We start from the raw sequence: 19,951 nt of genomic DNA, 5'->3' as shown, positions 1-19,951 counted from the left end.
CATGGCGCTGCTCTTGAAGGTGGATCCCCTTCCCGGTCGTTTCGGACCGCCGGGGATGACACGGGTGCGAGTATCGGAGAGTGCTGCCGGAAGCGGGATGTCAAAGAGCCTGCGCCTTTGGCCTCGGGGCCGGTGGCGTTCCGAGGGGTCTGGGTCGAGGGGGCGCGAGGAGCGGTCCGGCTCGATCTGGGAGGTGAAGCGTGGAACCGAACGGCTCCTCGCGCACGGTTCTTTTAGGCGGACAGGCGGCACCGGCTCCGTCAACCGCCGCAAGCGGACACCGCAGCGGTCCCAGGGACCTGCGGGCGGCTTGTGACCGATCCGAGCCCGACTTGCACAGCCTGGGCCTCCCGTCACAGTCGCCTGCGTGTAGCGTCTGCACGGGACCGCTCCCGACCCCGCAGCTTACGACGCCTCGCGAGCGCGCCCCGGCAGGTCAGGACAGCACCAGATATAGCCAAGGCTAGGCTTATTGTCAAGAACAAAGCAAGAACATCGTCCGGTTCAATTCAGCTCCCGTCATCCCCGGCCTCGGGCCGGGGATCCACGTCTTTGGAAGCGCTGCGGCTCGCAAGACGTGGATGCCCGCGACAAGCGCGGGCATGACAAGGGGGCCGATGGGGCAAACACACGCTGAGGCCTCCAGATTACCGCCGCGCTCTGTCCGGGTGATGTCCGTCCTCACAGCCCGAATGGATATGTCTCCGGCATGCCCTTTCCATGGGCATGGGCGAGCGGCGTGACGGCGCGGGTGTCCTCGAACCAGACGAAAGCGTCGAACTGCTCGGCCATGATCGCCTCGAAGTAATGGCTGTAGAGCTCCGTCTCCGGCCGGTAGACCACTCCGATCGCCCGTTCCAGGCGCGGGCGGGACAGGGCGTCCTTCAGTTCGTCGAGGAGATTTTCCCGCCAATCGGCGAGGAAGCACTTGAGGCCCGTATCGCGGAAAATGCGCTCATGGCTGTCGGGCCGGGCCGGCAGGACGTTCTTCACCTGCATCGGCTCGTCCCAATCGTCGGCGGCGGCCACGGTGCCGCGATCCGTCCCGAAGCCGATGAGCACGGCCTCCTCGCGATAAGCCTTGCGGCAAAGCTCCCCGATGTTGAACTCGCCCTGCCAGCCCATGGCGGTGGCTGAGGCATTGCCGATATGGGAGTTGTGCGCCCAGATCACTGCCTTGGCATCGTCGCGGCGGGCGAGCAGGCTCTGGAGCGTCTCGAACATATGCCGATCGCGCAGGTTCCAGGACTCCGTCGCGCCCTCATACATGATGCGGTAATAATGCTCCGCCGCGTGGACGATCTTGGCGTTCTGCACCGCGTCGAAGAATTGCTCGCCGCCATCGGACCCGAGATATTCCATGCGCTTGTCGAGAATATCCTGCAGCTGGCGCAGCAGTTTCTCATCGCAAGGCTTCTTCTGCCCGGTGAGGACGGCCCGGCCGTAGCGCGCCGGGTCCGATTGCCATGGGCTCAGGCAGCCATAGCGCCCCCTCGCCTCCTTGGCGGCTTCCGGATCGACCTTGTCCAGATAATCGAGCACTGCGCGGATCGATGAGTTGAGGCTGTAGACATCAAGCCCGCGGAACTCTGCACGCTCGTCCTCGGCGCGCTCCTTGTTGTAGGCGCGCATCCAGTTGACGAAATCCGCGACCTCTTCGTTGCGCCACATCCAGGTGGGAAAGCGCTCGAAGGCGACATCGTCGGTATCGGGAACATGCCAATGGCGCACGTAAGCATCGATGCGCGCCGCATCGGGCCAGTCGGCTTCCACGGCCACGATGGTGAAGCCATGATGCTCGATGAGCCGCCGCGTGATGGCAGCGCGGGCCCGGTAGAATTCGGAGGTGCCGTGGCTCGCCTCGCCGAGCAGCACGACCTTGGCGTCAGCGAACCGATCGAACAATGCGCCGAAGGCCTCCTCGTCCTTGATGGGAGGCAGGGGCTCGCCATGCTCGCGTAAGACGCCGATGGCCTCCCTGATCGAGGTTTCATTCTCATTTTGCTTCCAGGAAAACCGGGCCATCGTCGCACCTCAAGGAAGGGAGGAGATTTCTCCACTAACGGCGGCTCAGGTCTCCTGTTCCGGCAGGCTCAGACGACAGCTTCCATCATGATGGCGAAGGCTTGCTCGGCCGCGATCACCGTCGCCATCTGCACTGTGTGAGCGAAGCGGTAAGCCTCGCCGTAGATGGTCTCGTCGGGAAACTCGGTAATCAGCGTGAGCGGCGTGGGATGGCGCTCCTGCGCCAACAGCAGGCAAGGCACATCGTTGATCATCTCATAGGGCCCTGTGCCGGAATGGATGGCGCAGAGATCAAGCTGACGGCGCGTGAAATCGGCCAGCCCCGGAACGGCCGACAGGCCTCGCGTGACCGCTTCGATCAAGGTTCGTGCCGTCGTCTCCCAGGACGGGTGATAGCGCAGGATGAGAAGGAAGCCTTTCGGAAGCGCCCATTGCGCGAAGCCGCGCGGCAGATAGCCCGTGAAGGGTCGTGTCCATTCATGGGCCGGGTAGCCGTGGAGATTGATGTGCAGCCGGGCGCCTGACAACTCCAATGCCTTTCGCCGCGCACCGATCTCATAGACCGGCTCTTCCGGCCCATGCTCCAGATCGTTTCCGAGAGATGTGTAACGCGCCGCATGGTGCATGTGACGCGGATTACTTTCGCAGAGCCGCCCATGCAGGGCGTATCCATCCGGGTTCTCGACCGGGATGAAGGCGATGTTGGAATCTGGATTGGCGAGGAGCCGCCGCACCGCCCTGAAGGCGCCGACGGGACCGGAGGTCTCATTGGCATGCTGCCCGCTCGTGACGAGAACGGCGGGACGCGTTCCGCGCCGATAGAGGCCGCGCACGGGCCGCCCCTCACGTGAGGTCGATCCGAAAACCTCGCCCGGCAAAGCAGCGAGTTCCTGTTCGATTTGGGCAAGCCCCGGAGCAGCATCGGCAGCTTCCAGATCCTGCTTAGGTCGTGCGTCGTCCTGCGGAGGCATGAAGGCGCGTAAGGCCACGCGCACGTGGGCATCGCCCTCGCCTGCCTGGACATCCGGCACGATCTGTCCCGGCATCAGACTACGGTCGTCGAGCGGCCTGCCCGATTGATGGTGAAACCATTCGAGAACGGAGAAGTAGAGATCTTCGTGCAATGCCTCGCGCGTACTCATCACCTCGTCGCCATAACCCAGCGATCGCTCGATGCCTGGGATCGCGACGTCGATGGCAATCGTTTCCGCGTAAGGCTCCTGCAGCGGCCAGCCATGCGTCATCAGAGCAAACATCACCGCATGGAAGACCTGCTCGATCTCCGTTTCCAACGGCTCGTCTCTGCCTGGCGCTCCATCGCGCAACGCCGGTGCCTTGAGCCAGCCCGTGCATGCGAGGTCCGCCTGCCCCAGATGGTTGGTACGGAGGCGGTTCGGCGCGAACACCGCATGCTCGATCACACGGCCGTCACGATATTCGCATCGCACCTTATAGGTGAGGTCTGCATCACCTTTCTCGAACGCGAGCTCGACCCCATCCAGCAAGGCCGGCAGCGGATAGGCTTCCGATAAAAAACGGGCGGGATCGGCGCTCTCATGCACCGGATAGCGGATGGTGACATGCGACAGGTCGCCGGTGTCGATCTCCTCGAGGAAGGCATGAACGAGAGGCTTGTAGGCGCTGCGGATGCGCGCCTTGACCCCCGCCTCCAGAAGCCGCTCCTCAGCCCGGCGGCGAGGCTCTTCATCTTCGAAGAGCCACACCTCGACCGTGTCTCCGCGATGATCGCCGTTGCTCCATTCCCGGACGAGGCGGTCGAGCGTGCGCTCAAAACGTTGGTCGAGAAGAACCGTCATCCCGTCAGTCCGCTCACGCCGCTCCCCGCAGCGCTTGTGCCTCGAGCGCGACCCAATGGCCGGGCTCCACCTCGCGCATGCGATGGATGAGCGGTTCCTGCCCCACGGGCCGCACCGGACTCGGAATCTCGCCTTCAATCCGCGGCGGAATGCGGGAACGGAGCGGGTCGGCGACCGGGACGGCGGAGAGGAGCTTGCGCGTATAGGAGTGCTGCGGGTTCTCGAAGACTGCCTGGCGCGTGCCAAGCTCGACGATCTGGCCGAGATACATCACAGCGACACGATGGCTGATCTTTTCAACGACGGCCATGTCATGCGTGATGAAGAGATAGGACAGCCCCTTCTTCTCCTGCAGCTCCATGAGCAGGTTGACGATCTGCGCCTGGATCGACACGTCGAGCGCCGAGACGGATTCATCCGCGATGATGAGCCGTGGGTCACTCGCCAGCGCCCGCGCGATGCACACGCGCTGGCGCTGACCGCCGGAGAACTCGTGCGGATAGCGCTTGGCGTGCTGCGGCTGGAGTCCGACATGCTCAAGCAGTTCATGCACGCGATGCTCGATGGCCTTGCGATCCTTGATGAGGCCATGCACCACGATGGGCTCGGCGATGCTGTAGCCCACATTGTGGCGCGGATCGAGGGAAGCGAAGGGATCCTGGAAGATATACTGGATGTCCTGCCGCAGACGGCGGCGCTCTGCATGGCTCATGGAGGCCATGTCGCGCCCATCGAAGCGCACCGTGCCGCTCGTCGGCTCGACAAGCTGCTGGAGCGTGCGGCCGATGGTGGATTTGCCGGAACCGGATTCGCCCACCAGCGCCAGGGTCTCGCCGGGGTAGATGTCGAAGCTCACCTCCTCCACCGCATGGACGCGGTGCGTCACGCGGCCGAAGAAGGATTTGCCGACATCGAAGCGCGTGGTCAGTCTTTCGACCTGAAGCAGAGGCTTCGTGTAATCGGCGGTCTTCTGCTCGTACACTGCGCCGACTTCTTTCGGCGCGCCGCCATCCAGCACCATGACGGGCATGCGCTTCGGATAGGGCTGCCCCTTGAAACTGCCGAGGCGCGGCACGGCGGAGAGCAGCGCGCGGGTATAGGGATGCTGCGGCGAAGCGAAGATCTCGCCCACGGGCGCCTGCTCCACCTTCTCACCCTTCCACATCACCACCACATCGTCCGCCATCTCGGCCACCACGCCCATGTCGTGGGTGATGAAGATGACGGCGGTGCCCATCTCCTGCTGCAGGTCGCGGATGATGTTGAGGATCTGCGCCTGGATCGTCACATCGAGCGCCGTGGTGGGCTCGTCCGCGATGAGGAGCTTCGGATTGCAGGCCAGAGCCATCGCGATCATCACGCGCTGGCGCATGCCTCCCGAGAGCTGGTGCGGATAGCGCTCCAACAGCCTGTCCGCGTCCGGCAGGCGCACCTTCTGCAGAAGCTCCTTCGCGCGCAGATGCGCCTCCCGCGCATTCAGTCCCTCGTGCAGAAAGAGGGCTTCCTCGATCTGGTTGCCGATGGTGAAGACCGGGTTGAGCGAGGTCATCGGCTCCTGGAAGATCATGGCGATGTCGTTGCCGCGGATCGCCCGGAGCCGATCGTCGGAGGCCTTCACCAGATCGATGGCCTTTTCCTCGTCACGACGCAGCAGAACCTCTCCGCCGACGATCCGCCCGCCGGAATAATCGGTGAGACGCATGATCGCCAGCGACGTGACGGATTTTCCCGATCCGGATTCGCCTACGACGGCGAGCGTCTTTCCCGGCTGAACATCGAAGCTCACGTTCCTGACCGCACGAAAGGCGTCCGGCCCCTTTCCGAACTCCACGGAAAGATTGCGGACACGGAGCAGCGGCTGCGATGAATGGGAGAAGGTTTGATCCGGCATCGATGGACTCACGAAAGAGGCACCGGCCCGTTCGGGCCGGCGCTGAATTTGTCTTCTAATCAGGCGACCCACTCGCCGCCGCGCATCAGCGGTTCGGCCATGCCGTCCTGGGTGATGCCGTCCACATCCACCTGGTCCGAGCCGATCATCCAGTCGATATGGATGAGGCTCTTGTTGGCGCCGCGCGAGGCCAGTTCCTCCTCGCTCATGCTGCCGCCCTCGCGGATGCACTTGCTGTAGGCCTGGCCCAACGCGATATGGCTCGAGGCGTTCTCGTCGAACAGCGTGTTGAAGAAGAGAAGGCCGCTCTGCGAGATCGGGGACGAGAACGGCACGAGCGCGACCTCGCCGAGACGGCGCGCGCCCTCATCCGTGTCCAGCACCTTTTTCAGCACGGCTTCGCCGGTGCGGGCCTGAGCTTCCACGATGCGACCGCCCTCGAAATTCACCTGGATGTCCTGGATCAGCGTGCCGTTGTAGGAAAGCGGCTTCGTGCTGGTGACATATCCGTCCACCCGGTCCTTGTGCGGCGTGGTGAAGACCTCTTCGGTCGGGATGTTGGCATTGCAGACGATGCCGTTCTTCGCCCTGGCCGAGCCGCCGTTCCACTCGTGCCCGTCAGCCAGGCCGACGCGCAGATCCGTGCCGGGGCCGCGAAAATGCAGCGCGGCATAGTTCTTCTCGTTCAGCATGCGCGTGCGTGCCTGGAGGCTTGCATTATGCTTCTCCCAGGCCGCAATCGGATCCGGCGTGTCGACGCGCGAGGCGGAGAAGATCGCGCTCCAGAGCTTGGCGACCGCAACATCCTCCGGATCGTCCGGGAACACGGTCTTCGCCCAGGACGGCGTTGCGGCGGACACGATGGTCCAGTTGGTATCGAAGCCTGCGATCAGGTTGAGGGCCGGCATATAGGCCTTGGAGCGGGCGCGGTTGGCGCGGGAGACCTTTTCCGGATCCTCCTTCGCAAGCAGCGATGGATCCTCGCCGACGACGGCAAGCCGCGCCGCACCGTTCTTGTAGGCGGCCGCCATGCCCTCATAGAGCCAGGCGGAGGCCGCATCGAAGCTCTCGTCGCGGCCATGGCGGAAGCGCATGAGAGTCGCTTCCTCATCGGAGAAGATCGTGGTCACGAGCGAGGCACCCGCCTTGTAGGCGTGCTCCGTGATGCGATGCACCAGGGGCACCGCCTCGAGCGGGGCCGTCATGATGACCTCCTGACCGGGCTTCAGCCCAAGTCCCACCCTCACGGCGACCTCGGCAAGACGGTCGAGGAGCCTGGTATGGGTCTCAGTGTCGGTCGGGCTGCGAAATTGCTCGTTCATCATATCATCTCTCGAAAGGCAAAGATTGAGCGAAGGCTACACGCCTGAAGGGCAGGCGCAACCTCCTTGGCTGCAACTCACATATTCTCAGGTCCCGCCGAGCCAAGGGCCTCCCGGTCAAAAGCGATGCTCTTGATGAGGGCGTGGACTGGCAAGCCCACCTTAAGGCCGAGCCGCTCCACGGATTTACGGGTCACGCTTGCGACAAGGCTGTCGCCACCGCAATCGAGGGTCACATCGACGCTGGCGCCAAACGACTCCTCAATCGCCGAAATGATTCCGGGCAGGACATTGAGAGCACTGAGGTTCTCAGGCGGATTGAGGGAAAGAATAATGTCTCTGGCGCGAAGGCGTGCGCGCACGGACGCACCGACGGGAAGGTCAAGACGGGAGACGGTGAGCGTCCCGGCGGCAGCCTGCAGAACGGTCAGTCCATAAGCCTCCTCGTGTCGGAGCACGCGGGCTTCGACCAAGGCACCCGTTTCAGCAGGCCCCGTGCGAGGAAAGAGCTTCGCGTGTTTCAGGATATCGGAGGCAGGCCCATAGGCCGTAACCTGCCCGTTGTTCAGAACCACGATGGAGGTGGCAAGCCGTGCGATCTCCGGAACGGAATGGCTCACGAGAACCATCGGCACATTTCCTTCGTCCCGCAGCCGCTCGATATAGGGATAGATCTCGGCCTTTCTCTCCTCATCGAGCGAGGCCAAGGGCTCGTCCAGCAACAGCAAATGCGGATCGGAAAGAAGCGCACGGCCGATGGCGACGCGCTGCCTCTCGCCACCCGACAAGGTCGAAGGCCAGCGGTTCAGCAGACGTCCGATGCCGAGCAACTCCACGATCGCACTAAAATCGGCAATCTGCTCGCGCCGTGGCGTGAACCAGCGACCGAACAGAAGATTTTGGCGCACGTTCAAATGCGGGAAAAGGCGCGCTTCCTGAAAGACGTATCCGATCCTCCGCCTGTGCCTCGGCACGAAGATGCCCTGCTGCGTATCGACGAGAACACGCCCTTTCACGCAAACGCGTCCTGCGCTTGGGTGAACAAGGCCGCCGATGATGTTGACGAGCGTCGTCTTGCCGGAACCGGAGGGGCCGAACAGAGCCGTCAGCCTCCCCTCCGATTGGAAACGCGCATCGAGCTGGAAACTGCCCTGCTCATGATGAAGATCGACATCGATGATCATCAAGCGAGAAACCTCCGCCGGACACGGCGCGCCATCCATTCGGAGGTCCAGAGCGCTGCAACGGAGATGGCGACGGATACGAGCGTCAAACGCAAGGCACCGCCCTCGCCTCCGGGAACCTGCGTGAAGGCGTAGATGGCGGATGGAATGGTCTGCGTCTCGCCCGGGATGTTGGACACGAACGTGATGGTGGCGCCGAACTCCCCCATCGCCTTCGCGAAGGACAGAACCATGCCGGCGATGATGCCGGGCAGGATCAGCGGCAGAGTGACGAAAAGAAACACCCAGGCAGGATGCGCACCCAACGTGCCTGCAGCGTCTTCGAGCTTGCGATCCACCGTCTCAAGCGACAGACGAATGGCGCGCACGAGCAAGGGAAAGCCCATGATGGCGCAGGCGAGCGCCGCGCCCGTCCAGCGGAAGGACAGCACGATGCCGAATTGTTCAGCGAGAAAAGAGCCGATCGGTCCCCGCCGCCCGAAGCCGAGGAGAAGGGCATAGCCGACGACCACGGGCGGAAGAACCAGCGGCAAATGAACAAAAACATCGAGCACCTGCCGTCCCCAGAAGCGCCCGCGCTCCAACGCATAGGCAACGGCAATGCCCGGAAGAAGACTTGCCGTCATCGCGACGAGCGCGACCTTGAGGCTCAGGCGGACCGCCATCCATTCTTCAGGAGAAAGCCAATCCGTCACGAGCCTGAACCTGGAACTGCCATGACGCTGAAACCCTGCCTTTCGAAGAAGGGCTTGGCCTGTGAGGAACGCAGAAAGTTCAGGAAGGGTGCTGCATCCGGATTGGCGGAATCCTTCGTCAGCGCCACGGGATAAACGATGGGCGGGTGCGTGCTCTCGGGAAAAGTCGCGACGATCTTCACGTTTACATCGGACACGGCGTCGGTCTTGTAGACGATGCCGAGAGGCGCCTCGCCGCGTGAGACGAGAAGAAGCGCGGCGCGCACGTTCTCCGTCTGCGCAATCCTGCTCTTCACGCCATCCCAGGCACCGATCTTTTCAAGGGCTGCCTTGCCGTACTTGCCGGCGGGAACAGCCTCTACCTGTCCCATCGCGAGGCGACCATCGCCGAGCGCAGACGCGAGATCGAAACCGGGCTGGAGAGAAACCTGCACGCTCGCGTCTTTCGGTGCGATGAGCACGAGGCTGTTGCCGAGCAGGTTCGTGCGTGTCTCAGGGACGATCAGGCTCTTCGAGGCCGCATAATCCATCCAGTCGAGATCGGCGGAGAAAAAGAGATCCGCAGGCGCTCCCGCTTCGACCTGCTTGGCGAGCGCATTGCTTGCGGCATAGGAGATCACTGCTGTCTTGCCAGTCTCTCGCTTCCAGGCTGCAGCCGCATCATCGAGAGCGTTCTTGAGGCTCGCGGCGGCAAAGACCACGATGTCCTTGGCCTGCGCGGGGACAGTGAAACAGGCGAGAGCAAGCCCGAAGACCAGCGCTTTGAACGCGCCCCGTCCGGTTCGTACCGTCTGCATAGCCTGCTCCTCAAGTCGTCTCGGTCCCGGCATCCTAGCGAACCGGGCTTCTGCTTCAAGCAGGACGATGCCTTGGCTGAGCCCTCCTCCCGAGGGAGCGGACGAGGCGATAGCCGAGCAGAACGACCACGATGGCCGCGTAGACCAGGGGCTCCGGCGGCCAGGACTTGACGACGAGGATGAAGTGCAAGGCCGCACCAATGACCGCGAGATAGACGAGGCGGTGCAGCCGCGCCCAGGCCTGCCCGCCCATGCGCCGGATAGCGGCATTGTTGGAGGTGAGCGCCAGCGGCAGGAGAATGACGAAGGTCGCCATGCCGATGGTGATGTAGGGCCGCTTCACGATATCGGCCCAGATCGCCGCAAAATCCAATCCCTGATCGAGCACCGTATAGGTGATGAGGTGCAGGAGCGCATAATAGAAGGTGAGAAGCCCGAGAGCGCGGCGATAGCGCAGAAGATTGATGGAAAAGAGCTGGCGCAAAGGCGTGACCGTCAGCGTCGCGATGAGAAAGCGAAATGCCCAGAGACCCAGCGCCTGCTCCAGATAGCGCATTGGGTCGGCGCCGAGCTGATCGGTGATGCCCGCATAGAAGAGCAACACGGCTGGAACGAAGCCGACGATGTAGACAAGAATCCTCGGCACCTGAGGCAGCGCGAAGCCCTTCTTGGCACCCTGCACGGAAGCTCGACCCGCCATCAATAATATTTCCGCAGGTCCATGCCGTTATAAAGGCTTGCCACCTGCTCGGCATAGCCGTTGAACATGAGTGTGGGGCGCCTCTTCGTGAACAGCCCGCCCTCCCCGATCCGCCGCTCGGTCGCCTGGCTCCAGCGCGGATGGTCCACATTCGGATTCACGTTGGCATAGAAGCCGTATTCGTTGGGGGCCTGCTTGTTCCAGGCGGTCTGCGGCTGCTTCTCCACGAAGCTGATGCGTGTGATCGACTTGATGCCCTTGAAACCGTATTTCCACGGCACCACAAGGCGGATCGGCGCGCCGTTCTGGTTCGGCAGCGTCTCGCCGTAGAGGCCGACCGCCAGGATCGTGAGCGGGTGCATGGCCTCGTCCAGCCGCAGGCCCTCCCGATAGGGCCAGTCGAGCACGGGGAAGATGGAGCGAAGGCCTGACATCTCATCGGGACGACTGACCGTCTCGAACGCGACGTACTTCGCGCCGCCGAGCGGCTCCACGCGCTTGATGAGATCCGCCAGCGGGAACCCGACCCATGGGATCACCATGGACCAACCCTCGACGCAGCGCATGCGGTAGACGCGCTCCTCGAGGGTCACCGACTTGATGAGGTCCTCGATGCCGATCTCCTGGGGCTTTGACACCAGTCCGTCGATTTTGACCGTCCAGGGGGAGGTCTTGAGCTTTCCCGCATTCTTGGCCGGGTCGCTCTTGTCGACGCCAAACTCGTAGAAGTTGTTGTAGCTCGTTACGTCCTCAAGACTCGTGCGCTTCTCATCCGTGGAGAAAGGACTCTTGGAGGCCGACAACGGCGCAGCCTCCAGGCCTTCCGTTAGGGCAGCCGCCAAGGCAAGCCCGGCAGCACCGGCCATCCATTGCCGCCGGTTGAGATAGACCTCCCGGGGCGTGATCTCGGAGGAAAGGATATCGGAAGAACGACGGATCAACACGGCGGAACCTCGTTTAAAACCCATATGATAGGGGTACACCCGAGAACGTTACCGGTGCCTTCACGTTTCCGTGTGGAGCTTCACGCTGTGGCGATTCTCTTGCCTTTTTCGTCAAAGAGATGCGCCTGACGGGCTAGAGGCTTGAGCGCCACGGTCTCGCCGGGCTTCAGGGTGCAGCGCTCCCGCAGCACGACCGTGAGACTGCCCCCCTCCGCCTTCACGAGCAGCGTGGTGTCGGACCCTGTCGGCTCCACCACGGAAACGGTGGCTGGGATGGAATTCGGGGTTCCAGCCGGCGCGATCTGGAGATGCTCGGGCCGGATGCCATAGGTGATCTCAGATCCCAGGCCGACAGGGAGCTTGACCTCCAACGGCAATACGGCGCCGCTTGGAAGGATAAACCCGTCCGGACCGTAGCGCCCATCGACGAAGTTCATCGCCGGAGAGCCGATGAAGCCTGCCACGAAGCGGTTGGCCGGACGGTCATAGAGCTCCAGCGGTGCGCCTATCTGCTCCACCACGCCATCGTGCATCACGACGATCTTGTCGGCCATGGTCATGGCCTCGATCTGGTCGTGCGTGACATAGATCGTGGTGGTCTTCAGCCGCTGGTGCAGCTCCTTGATTTCGGCGCGCATCTGCACGCGCAGCTTGGCATCGAGGTTGGAGAGCGGCTCGTCGAAGAGGAAGACCTGCGGATCGCGCACGATGGCGCGGCCCATGGCGACGCGCTGCCGCTGCCCACCTGAAAGCTGGCGCGGATACCGGTCGAGCAGAGGCGTGAGGCCGAGCGAGTTTGCGGCCTCCGCCACACGCTTCTTCTGTTCCGTCTGCGGCACGCCCTTGAGCTTGAGCGAGAAGGCCATGTTCTCCGCAACCGTCATATGCGGATAAAGCGCATAGGACTGGAACACCATCGCAATATCACGATCTTTCGGCGGTACGTCGTTGACGACCCGAGGACCGATGCGGATATCGCCGCTGGTGATATCCTCCAGTCCCGCAATCATGCGCAGCAACGTCGACTTTCCGCAGCCCGAGGGCCCGACGAGAATGACGAATTCGCCATCCTGGATGTCGACGTCGACACCCTTGATGATCGAGACGGTGCCGAAGGACTTTCGGACGTCCTGGATCGATACATTGGCCATTCTGTTCTCCCTCAGGCAGTCCAGGCTTGCGTGGCTCGGACGAATTTCTTGGTGATTTCGCGCGGATTGGTGATGGCCGTTCCCACGACCACCGCATGGGCGCCGCGCTTGAAGGCTTCCGCCACAAGCTCGGGCGTGTCGAAGCGGCCTTCGGCGACGATCGGCACCGGGATTGCGGCAACGAGCGCTTCCAGCAGATCCAGATCCGGCCCCTCCCCTTTGAGCGCCGCGGTCTCTTCCGTGTAGCCGGAGAGCGTCGTCGCCACATAGGTTGCGCCGTAAGCGTAGGCTGCCCTGCCTTCGTCCAGCGTGGCGATATCGGCGAAGACCTCTTCTGCCAGTTCATTGCGGATGCGAGCGATCAGGCGCTCCACCGGCTCGCCGTCGCGAGGACGTGGGGTCGCATCGATGCCGATGATGTCGGCACCAGCCTTTGCAATGAGTGCGGCATCCTCGAAACCGGGTGTGATGTAGACCGGGAAGCGGTCGTCCCACACCTTCGCGATGCCGATGATCGGGAGAGCGGTCACGGCACGGATCGCCGCGACATCCTCCACGCCATTGGCACGAATGCCCTGCGCGCCGCCGGCTTGCGCCGCGCGGGCCATGGCGGACATATGGACGGGTCCGTGCAGCGGATTGTCCGCACGGGCCTGGCATGAAACGACGAGGGTGCCCTTCGGGATCAGCATGCTATTTCACCGCACCGGCTGTCATGCCCTGGATGAACTGACGCGACAGGGCGATGTAGAGAAGCGTGATCGGCGCCGCCGCGATGGTGAGGCCCGCGAACAGCATGCCCCAATCGGTGGTGTACTCCCCCATGAAAGTGGTGAGGCCCTGCGGCAGTGTTTTGTACGCGTCGGTCTGGATGAACACGAGCGGGAAGAAGAAGTCGTTCCAGATCGGCACCGCATTCTGAATGGCGGCGATCGCCATGGGCGGACGCGCCAGCGGCAGCATGACGGACCACATGATGCGCGGCTCCGACGCGCCGTCGATGCGAGCCGCATCCTCAAGCTCTGCCGGAAGAGAGCGCAGGAAGCCCGCCATGATGAAGACGGCGGAGGGCAGGCCGATGGCCGTGTAGGTGACGATCAGGCTCCAGCGGCTGTCGAGAAGGTTGAGATCGCGCAGCAGGATGAAGAGCGGAATCACCGCGAGCTTCAACGGCAGCATCAATCCTGCCAGGAAGAAGAGCAGGATGAAGGTGTTGGTGCGCGATTCGTACCGCGCCACCGCATAGCCCGCCATGGTGCCGAGCACGAGGATCAGCAGGATCGAGATGCCGGTGACGATGATCGAGTTGACGAAATAGGTCGGCATCGAGGTTTCGCCGAGCACCTTGGCGAAGTTCCCGACCTGCGTGAAATCGGGCAGCGCGAAGGGATGCTCGAAGATCTCGCCCGTCGTCTTGAAGGCGGAGAGTACCATCACCACGACCGGATAGAGCATGATGAACGAGTTCGCGATCAGGATCACCTGCGCCAGGAAGGCGAAGGAGATGGGCTCCCGCGACGAGGGAGACTTGGTCATGGCGATCAAAACTGGATCTCCCGACGGCGCAGCCACAAGGTCAGCATGGACGCGAAGACGACGATGAAGAGGAAGATGAGGGTGGCGAGCGCCGAGCCCAGACCGAAGTTCTGGATGCTGGCGCTCTGGTTTCCGAAGGCGGTGCGGTAGAAGACGAGGCCGAGCACGTCGGTCGTGCCGAAAGGCGAGCCGTCGAGGCCCACCATCACATAAGGAATCTCGAACCAGTTGAATGCACCGATAAAGAGCAGCGTGAAGAGAATGGTGGTGCTGGGCGCCACCAGCGGCCACACGATATTCTTCAGGAGCTGCCACTCGCTGGTGCCGTCAAGCCGCGCCGCCTCGATGATCTCAGAGGGGATGCGCTGCATGCCGGCAAGGTAGACGAGCGCTGGGAAGCCGACGAAGTGCCAGGCATTGGCGAGGATGAGAGCGCCGAGCGCGGTCGAGGAATCGCCAAGCCAGGGCTTTGCCCATGAATCGAGACCGACCGAATAGAACGCCTGATTGATGATGCCGAAATTCGGGTTGAGGAAGAGCTTCCAGAGGAAGCCCACGATGATCGTCGACAGAACCACCGGCACGAACACCGCCACCCGGTGGAAGCGGAAGCCGAAGGGCTCCTTGTAGAGCAGCCAGGCGAGGAAGAAGCCGCCGCCGTTCTGGATGATCATGAGCGCCACGAGCGCATAGACGTTGTGCAGGAAGGCATTCCACACGGTCGGCGCCATGGTGGCACCGAAGAGCACTTCCCCGAAATTGGCCAGCCCCACGAACTCGCCGCGCGCCAGCCCGCGCCACTCATAGAAGGCGTATGCGAAGGCCGAGAGGATCGGATAGACCACGAACAGCGACATGAACACGACCGGCGGGACGACGAGAAACGCCACCCAGCTGCGATGCTTCAATGTGCGGGCCTGTTTGGGCGAGACGGGCATAGATTGACCTTGGAAGATCTTTGAGAAACACCCCGCCGTCATGGCCGGGCTTGACCCGGCCATCCACGTCTTGGGAGCCTCTACGAGTCAAAGACGTGGATCCCCGGGACAAGCCCGGGGATGACGAGGGTTGAGCTTACTTCTGGAACGGCTTGTAGTAGGTCGCGATGCCCTTGTTGATCTCGGCAGCGGCCTGCTCAGGCGTCTGCTGACCGGCGAGCATCTTCTGCACGTTGGACTGCAGCAGCACCGAGCCGCTCGGCTCCTGGTAGCGGAAGCGCACGAGCATCAGGTAGGACATGGAGTTCTCGGCGAGCTTCGCCACCTCCTGCGTGATCGGGTCCTCGATCTTGATACCCTTGATCGGCGACAGGTTCTTCAGGGCATTGGTGAAGGCCGTGCCGTATTCCGGCGTCGCGAGGTAGCGGACGAATTTGAGCGCCGCCTCCTTCTTCTCGCTCTTCGCATTCACCGCATAGCCGCCATCGTAATAGGTCGCGATGAGTGCCTGGTCGCCCGCCTTCAGGACAGGGGACGGGAACACGCCGAGATCGAGCGTGGGGTTCTGGTTCTTGAAGTTGGCGACCTCATAGGAACCGCCCGCGAACATGGCCGCGCGGCCCGCCACGAAAAGCTGCTGCGAGGACGGATAATCGACGCCGGAGAAATTCGGCGAGAAGTACTGGCTGATGTCCTTCAGCTTGGCGAGCGCGTTGACGAAACGCGGGTCGGTGAAGTTCGCCTTGCCGGAGACGATGTCTTCCTCGAACTGCTTGCCGAGCATGGAGGACAAAAGACCGCCGACGATGGTCTCGTTCTGCCAGGCGGTGGCCGTGCCGTTGGCGAACGGCGTGATGTTCTTGGACTTCAGGGTCTGAGCGAGCGTCATCAGCTCGTCCCAGGTCTTCGGCGGGTTCACGCCGTTATCCTTGAAGATCTTCTTGTTGTAGACCACGAGCTGGGCCTGCATGGCGAAGGGCACGGCATAGACCTTGCCGTCGGCGCGCAGCGTCTCGGCGGCGAGCGCCGCATCGGGGAAGTTCGCCAGCTCCGGCACGCTCTGCTTGTCCAGCGCGAGCAGGTAGCCAGGGGTCGCAATCGTCTCCAGGTTGCCGTAGGCGCGAACCTGGATCACGTCCGGCCCGCGGCCGGCGGCGAGCGCCGTGGAGAGAATGGTCTGGTAGTTCTCGGGCGCATAGGTCTCGAACTTGATCGAGATGTTCGGCTCCTTCGCCTGGAACTTCTTGATGGCGTCCTGGTAGAAGGCCTTGTCCTCCTGGCGCCAGCTCCAGAAGGTCAGCTCGGTCTGCTGCGCCATGGCGGCGGTGCCTGAGAGCAGGAAGCTGCCGGCGGCAGCGCCCATCAGAATGCGTCGGGTCAGTTTCATTGTCGGTTCCCTCATTGTTGAAGTCCTTGGTCCTCCCACCGAGAGGTATCGTGTTGATTGCCCCTCGGAATTCTCTCTAGCCGCTTGTCTCGGCTGCGATCACGAGCACTGTCGCATCATCATGTATCTTCACACGCGGAAAATCCCCCGACCGGGGATCGCCGCGCTCCAACGCTCGCAATTCCTCAATCAACTCCTCTCCCCTGCCCCCGGCCAGAGCGGCGTGAAGGGAGTGATCCGTGTAAGCAGAAAAGACATCCACGAGGCGCATGAAGCCGTCGGTCGCGAGCACGATCACCGCGCCTGCCTGTATCTGCGCCTCGAACCGCAGCTCACGCCCAGCCCAGGGCAAGGATGGGCTCACGACCCAATAGCCCTCCGGCTGATTGAGCTTGGTGCGGTTCTCCAGGATCTGGCGCCTCACCGCCTCCGGCATCCGGCCCGGCCCGTGGCCTCCGGCCTCCAGGGCGGCGAGCGTCTTCCTCTCAAACGGCTTCGCCCGCTCGTCCGTCCAGCGCACGATGCCCTGCTCCGTCTGCACGAGAGCCACTACATCCCCAAGGAAGAAGCCCTCGACCATCAGATTCCCAGCTTCGGCCTCGCGAGCCTGAATCAGGCCGAGGCATGCCGAAGGGGTATGATGAACATGGTGACCGGGAAGATGGGCTGTGACGGCCTCGAACCTGCGCCGAACCTCGGATTCAAGCCGCCTCAGGGACTCGGCCGCCGGGCAATTCTCGTCCGCCAGCCTTTCAAGGGTTTCTCCGATAACGCCCGCGAGCCAAGCGGCATCGCTGCCGCCGCTCGTCAGCTGTTCCGTCGAGAGACCCGTGGCGCCGTCGATGATCCAGGCCAAATGGCCATGCAGGCCCAACCCGTCCTCATTGATACGGGAGCCGCTTAAGGATTGCCGGTACAGCGACCGGAAAAGAGGTTTAAGGCCAGTCAGGGTCACCCTTAACTGGTCTCATATTGGTCGCCTCATGTCCATACTGGTCTTAAGGGCTGTTCACACCCCGTAGAGTTAGATCGGCAATCCGGTGTAGTTCTCGGCCAGGGACTTGGAGGCGGCCTCTGAGGAGACAAGGTAGTCGAACTCCGTCCGCTGCATCCGGCGGCCGAAGGCATCGGTCTCTGGGAAGGTATGGAGAATCGAGGTCATCCACCAGGAAAACCGCTCCGCCTTCCAGACCCGGGCCAGCACTCGGGCCGAATAGCCGTCGATCCCGGCGGAGGAGCGCTCCTGATAGAACTCGGTCAGTGCCTCAGCCAGAGCTCCAACGTCGCTGGCGGCAAGGTTCAGCCCCTTGGCTCCCGTCGGCGGCACGATATGAGCGGCATCGCCGGCCAGGAACAGGCGACCGAAGCGGAGAGGCTCGGCCACGAAGCTGCGCAACGGCGCGATGGACTTCTCGATGGAGGGACCGGTGACAAGTTTTTCCGCCGTTTCCTCGTCCATGCGCCGACGCAGTTCATCCCAGAACCGATCATCGGACCAGTCTTCGACCTTCTCGCCTGAGGCCACCTGGACATAGTAGCGGCTGCGGATGGAAGAGCGCATGGAGCAGAGGGCGAAGCCCCGCGCGTGGTGGGCGTAGATCAGTTCGTCCGCCACGGGCGGGCGATCGACCAGCACACCGAGCCAGCCGAAGGGGTAGACGCGCTCATAGATCGTCAGCGCCCCCACCGGAACGCTGGCGCGGCACACACCGTGAAAGCCGTCGCATCCGGCAATGAAGTCGCAGGCGATTTCCTGCGCGACGCCGTCCTTGGTGAACCGGACTTTCGGCTTGTTCGTGTCGAAATCGTGGATCGTGACGTCACCGGCCTCGTAGACGGAAACCTCTCCGGAGGCATCCCGCGCGTGCATGAGATCGCGGGTCACTTCCGTCTGGCCATAGACCATGACCGTCCGCCCGATCAGTTCGCGGAAGTTGAAGCGGTGCTTGTCGCCATCGAAGCAGAACTCCACGCCGTCATGCACCAAGCCCTCGGCATGCATGCGCTCGTCGACGCCCGCCTTCTCCAGAAGCTCGACGGTGCCCTGCTCCAGCACGCCTGCCCGAATACGGCCGAGCACGTAGTCCTGGCTGCGCCGCTCGACGATGATCGTCTCGATCCCCGCCTTATGCAGGAGTTGCCCGAGCAGAAGGCCTGCGGGGCCCGCGCCGATGATCGCAACCTTGGTGCGCATTGTCGTTTCCTCCTGCATGGCGCCGTATGCAGCGCCTCTTGTTCGTTCTTGTTCGTCCCTGCCCCTCAGACTGCCCATCGCATCAAGCGAACCGCCGCTCCTTTGCGACGTTCACTGGAATAGGGAGATGATGCGATGGCCGAAGGAGAGAGGAAAAATCCCGGCGATGAAGATGCGCCCGGCACCAAGCAGACGGGTGAAAACATCTGTCCGACCTGCAGCGGCTCCGGCCAGCTGAACCAGAGGCCTTGTCCTGATTGCGGAGGAAGCGGCAGGGTGACCGTCATCGTCGGCGATGCCTAATGTTCAGGATTTGCTGACGGCGAGAAGCTCATGCTGCTCACCAGCGCCTGCGCCTTGTTCAATCCCGCCGCCGTTGCCATCACCATCTGAGGCAGCACGAGCCATTCCAAGGTCCATGCGGCGCCCGACCGCTCGTTCTCGTGCACGAGCGCCTGGTGCAGCGTACCGAGCAGGCCCGCATTGTAGCGCGCCAAGGCGACGAGCAGTTCCGCCTGCACCGGATTGGACTTGTGCGGCATGGCAGAAGACCCGCCGCCGGAGGCGAGTCGCACTTCGCCGATCTCGTTCTGCGCCATCAGGGCGACATCCTGCCCGATCTTGCCGAGAGTTCCCGACAGAAGCGAGAGAAAGGCCGCGAACTCGCCGATCCGGTCGCGTTGCGAATGCCAGGGCGGTCCATAGCCGAGACCTAAAATTTCGGCCATGGCATCGGCAACCGCATCGCCATGATCCTTCATCTCGCCGCGCGTTCCGATGGGACCGCCGAGCTGAACCACGAGAAGGCGCGGCGCGAGATTGTCGAGACTGTCGGCGTGTCGTTCCAGCGGTTGCAGCCAGGTGCCGATCTTGTCACCAGCGGTAAAAGGCAACGCCCGTTGCATGCGCGTATGAGCCATCAGCGTCACCGCGCCATCGCGCGCATGCAGGTGGCGGAGGGCTGAGACCAGTTCGGCGATCCGGTTTCCGAAAATCTCGATGATGCTTTTCAGGCGAAGGATGAGCGCCGTATCGATGATGTCCTGGCTGGTCGCACCGAGATGGACAAACCTGGCGTGAGGCTCTCCGACAGCCGCCCGGAGCTGCTTGACGAATTCAGGAACGACAACCCCATCCTGGGCAAGTCCCTCCGCCAGTTTTGCCCGGTCAGGACGGAACGCGTGACAGACTTCCGTGATCCTTTGCGCAGCCTCCTCATCGATCAACCCGACTTGAGCCTGAGCCCTCGCGAGAGCGGCCTCGATTTCGAGCATCGCCGAGAGTTCGGCCTCATTGGAGAAGAGTGCCTCCACGGCCCCATCGCCAACGAGAGCTTGCAGCAAGGAAAAGGGAAACGCCTGCATGGCGAA

At 62.9% G+C, this 19,951-nt stretch carries 18 protein-coding genes; 1 reads left to right on the top strand and 17 read right to left on the bottom strand.

All coding sequences use genetic code 11. From position 1 onward, the window contains the following. Positions 1 to 681 precede the first annotated feature (681 nt). The 16 genes from ACUXUR_RS24335 to pobA form a co-directional block, all read right to left on the bottom strand. On the bottom strand, positions 682 to 2,025 hold the full coding sequence (locus tag ACUXUR_RS24335) for an erythromycin esterase family protein (RefSeq protein WP_445504925.1): 1,344 nt from the start codon (positions 2,023 to 2,025) through the stop codon (positions 682 to 684). 68 nt (positions 2,026 to 2,093) lie between these two features. Continuing rightward, positions 2,094 to 3,842, bottom strand: a complete 1,749-nt coding sequence (locus tag ACUXUR_RS24330) for a M14 family zinc carboxypeptidase (RefSeq protein WP_445504924.1) — start codon at positions 3,840 to 3,842, stop codon at positions 2,094 to 2,096. 13 nt (positions 3,843 to 3,855) lie between these two features. Further along, entirely contained in the window at positions 3,856 to 5,733 is a 1,878-nt protein-coding gene (locus ACUXUR_RS24325; protein WP_445504923.1) for an ABC transporter ATP-binding protein, read from the bottom strand. Between the two features lie 59 nt (positions 5,734 to 5,792). Then, complete coding sequence (locus tag ACUXUR_RS24320; RefSeq protein WP_445504960.1) at positions 5,793 to 7,055, bottom strand: aminopeptidase; 1,263 nt, start codon at positions 7,053 to 7,055, stop codon at positions 5,793 to 5,795. 77 nt (positions 7,056 to 7,132) lie between these two features. Continuing rightward, positions 7,133 to 8,239, bottom strand: a complete 1,107-nt coding sequence (gene modC, locus ACUXUR_RS24315; RefSeq protein WP_445504959.1) for a molybdenum ABC transporter ATP-binding protein — start codon at positions 8,237 to 8,239, stop codon at positions 7,133 to 7,135. After that, the gene (gene modB / locus ACUXUR_RS24310) at positions 8,239 to 8,904 is read right to left on the bottom strand and encodes a molybdate ABC transporter permease subunit (RefSeq protein ID WP_445504958.1); all 666 of its coding nucleotides are present in this window, start codon (positions 8,902 to 8,904) and stop codon (positions 8,239 to 8,241) included. Before modB ends, modC begins: the two co-directional genes overlap by 1 nt. Positions 8,905 to 8,930: 26 nt before the next feature. After that, the gene (gene modA, locus ACUXUR_RS24305; RefSeq protein ID WP_445504922.1) at positions 8,931 to 9,731 is read right to left on the bottom strand and encodes a molybdate ABC transporter substrate-binding protein; all 801 of its coding nucleotides are present in this window, start codon (positions 9,729 to 9,731) and stop codon (positions 8,931 to 8,933) included. Positions 9,732 to 9,786: 55 nt separating this feature from the next. Then, the gene (msrQ, locus tag ACUXUR_RS24300; RefSeq protein WP_445504921.1) at positions 9,787 to 10,431 is read right to left on the bottom strand and encodes a protein-methionine-sulfoxide reductase heme-binding subunit MsrQ; all 645 of its coding nucleotides are present in this window, start codon (positions 10,429 to 10,431) and stop codon (positions 9,787 to 9,789) included. Further along, on the bottom strand, positions 10,431 to 11,399 hold the full coding sequence (gene msrP, locus ACUXUR_RS24295; RefSeq protein WP_445504920.1) for a protein-methionine-sulfoxide reductase catalytic subunit MsrP: 969 nt from the start codon (positions 11,397 to 11,399) through the stop codon (positions 10,431 to 10,433). The genes msrQ and msrP overlap by 1 nt, the downstream gene beginning before the upstream one ends. 56 nt (positions 11,400 to 11,455) lie before the next feature. Continuing rightward, positions 11,456 to 12,526 carry an ABC transporter ATP-binding protein gene (locus ACUXUR_RS24290; protein ID WP_445504919.1) on the bottom strand — a complete coding sequence of 357 codons (1,071 nt, stop codon included), beginning with the start codon at positions 12,524 to 12,526 and terminating at the stop codon, positions 11,456 to 11,458. A gap of 11 nt (positions 12,527 to 12,537) precedes the next feature. After that, on the bottom strand, positions 12,538 to 13,218 hold the full coding sequence (locus ACUXUR_RS24285; protein ID WP_445504918.1) for an N-acetylmannosamine-6-phosphate 2-epimerase: 681 nt from the start codon (positions 13,216 to 13,218) through the stop codon (positions 12,538 to 12,540). A 1-nt stretch (position 13,219) separates the two neighbouring features. Further along, positions 13,220 to 14,062, bottom strand: a complete 843-nt coding sequence (locus ACUXUR_RS24280; protein ID WP_445504917.1) for a carbohydrate ABC transporter permease — start codon at positions 14,060 to 14,062, stop codon at positions 13,220 to 13,222. 5 nt (positions 14,063 to 14,067) lie between these two features. Beyond that, positions 14,068 to 15,000, bottom strand: coding sequence for a carbohydrate ABC transporter permease (locus ACUXUR_RS24275; protein WP_445504916.1), 933 nt, complete (start codon positions 14,998 to 15,000; stop codon positions 14,068 to 14,070). A 136-nt stretch (positions 15,001 to 15,136) separates the two neighbouring features. Then, positions 15,137 to 16,387 (bottom strand): extracellular solute-binding protein, encoded by a 1,251-nt coding sequence (locus ACUXUR_RS24270; RefSeq protein ID WP_445504915.1) that lies wholly within the window; start codon positions 16,385 to 16,387, stop codon positions 15,137 to 15,139. A gap of 76 nt (positions 16,388 to 16,463) precedes the next feature. Next, positions 16,464 to 17,342 carry a hypothetical protein gene (locus tag ACUXUR_RS24265; RefSeq protein WP_445504914.1) on the bottom strand — a complete coding sequence of 293 codons (879 nt, stop codon included), beginning with the start codon at positions 17,340 to 17,342 and terminating at the stop codon, positions 16,464 to 16,466. Between the two features lie 69 nt (positions 17,343 to 17,411). Continuing rightward, positions 17,412 to 18,581: a 4-hydroxybenzoate 3-monooxygenase gene (gene pobA / locus ACUXUR_RS24260; protein ID WP_445504913.1), complete on the bottom strand. Its 1,170-nt coding sequence runs from the start codon at positions 18,579 to 18,581 to the stop codon at positions 17,412 to 17,414. A gap of 135 nt (positions 18,582 to 18,716) precedes the next feature. On the opposite strand from pobA, the gene ACUXUR_RS24255 reads away from it, so the two are divergent. Further along, complete coding sequence (locus tag ACUXUR_RS24255) at positions 18,717 to 18,884, top strand: hypothetical protein (protein ID WP_445504912.1); 168 nt, start codon at positions 18,717 to 18,719, stop codon at positions 18,882 to 18,884. Here ACUXUR_RS24255 and ACUXUR_RS24250 read toward each other — a convergent pair. Continuing rightward, positions 18,881 to 19,945 (bottom strand): 3-carboxy-cis,cis-muconate cycloisomerase, encoded by a 1,065-nt coding sequence (locus tag ACUXUR_RS24250; protein WP_445504957.1) that lies wholly within the window; start codon positions 19,943 to 19,945, stop codon positions 18,881 to 18,883. The two genes, ACUXUR_RS24255 and ACUXUR_RS24250, sit on opposite strands and share 4 nt — an antisense overlap. Positions 19,946 to 19,951 lie beyond the last annotated feature (6 nt).

This window comes from Microvirga medicaginis, from assembly GCF_052658925.1.
This window is presented reverse-complemented; position numbering and strand designations above follow the sequence as displayed.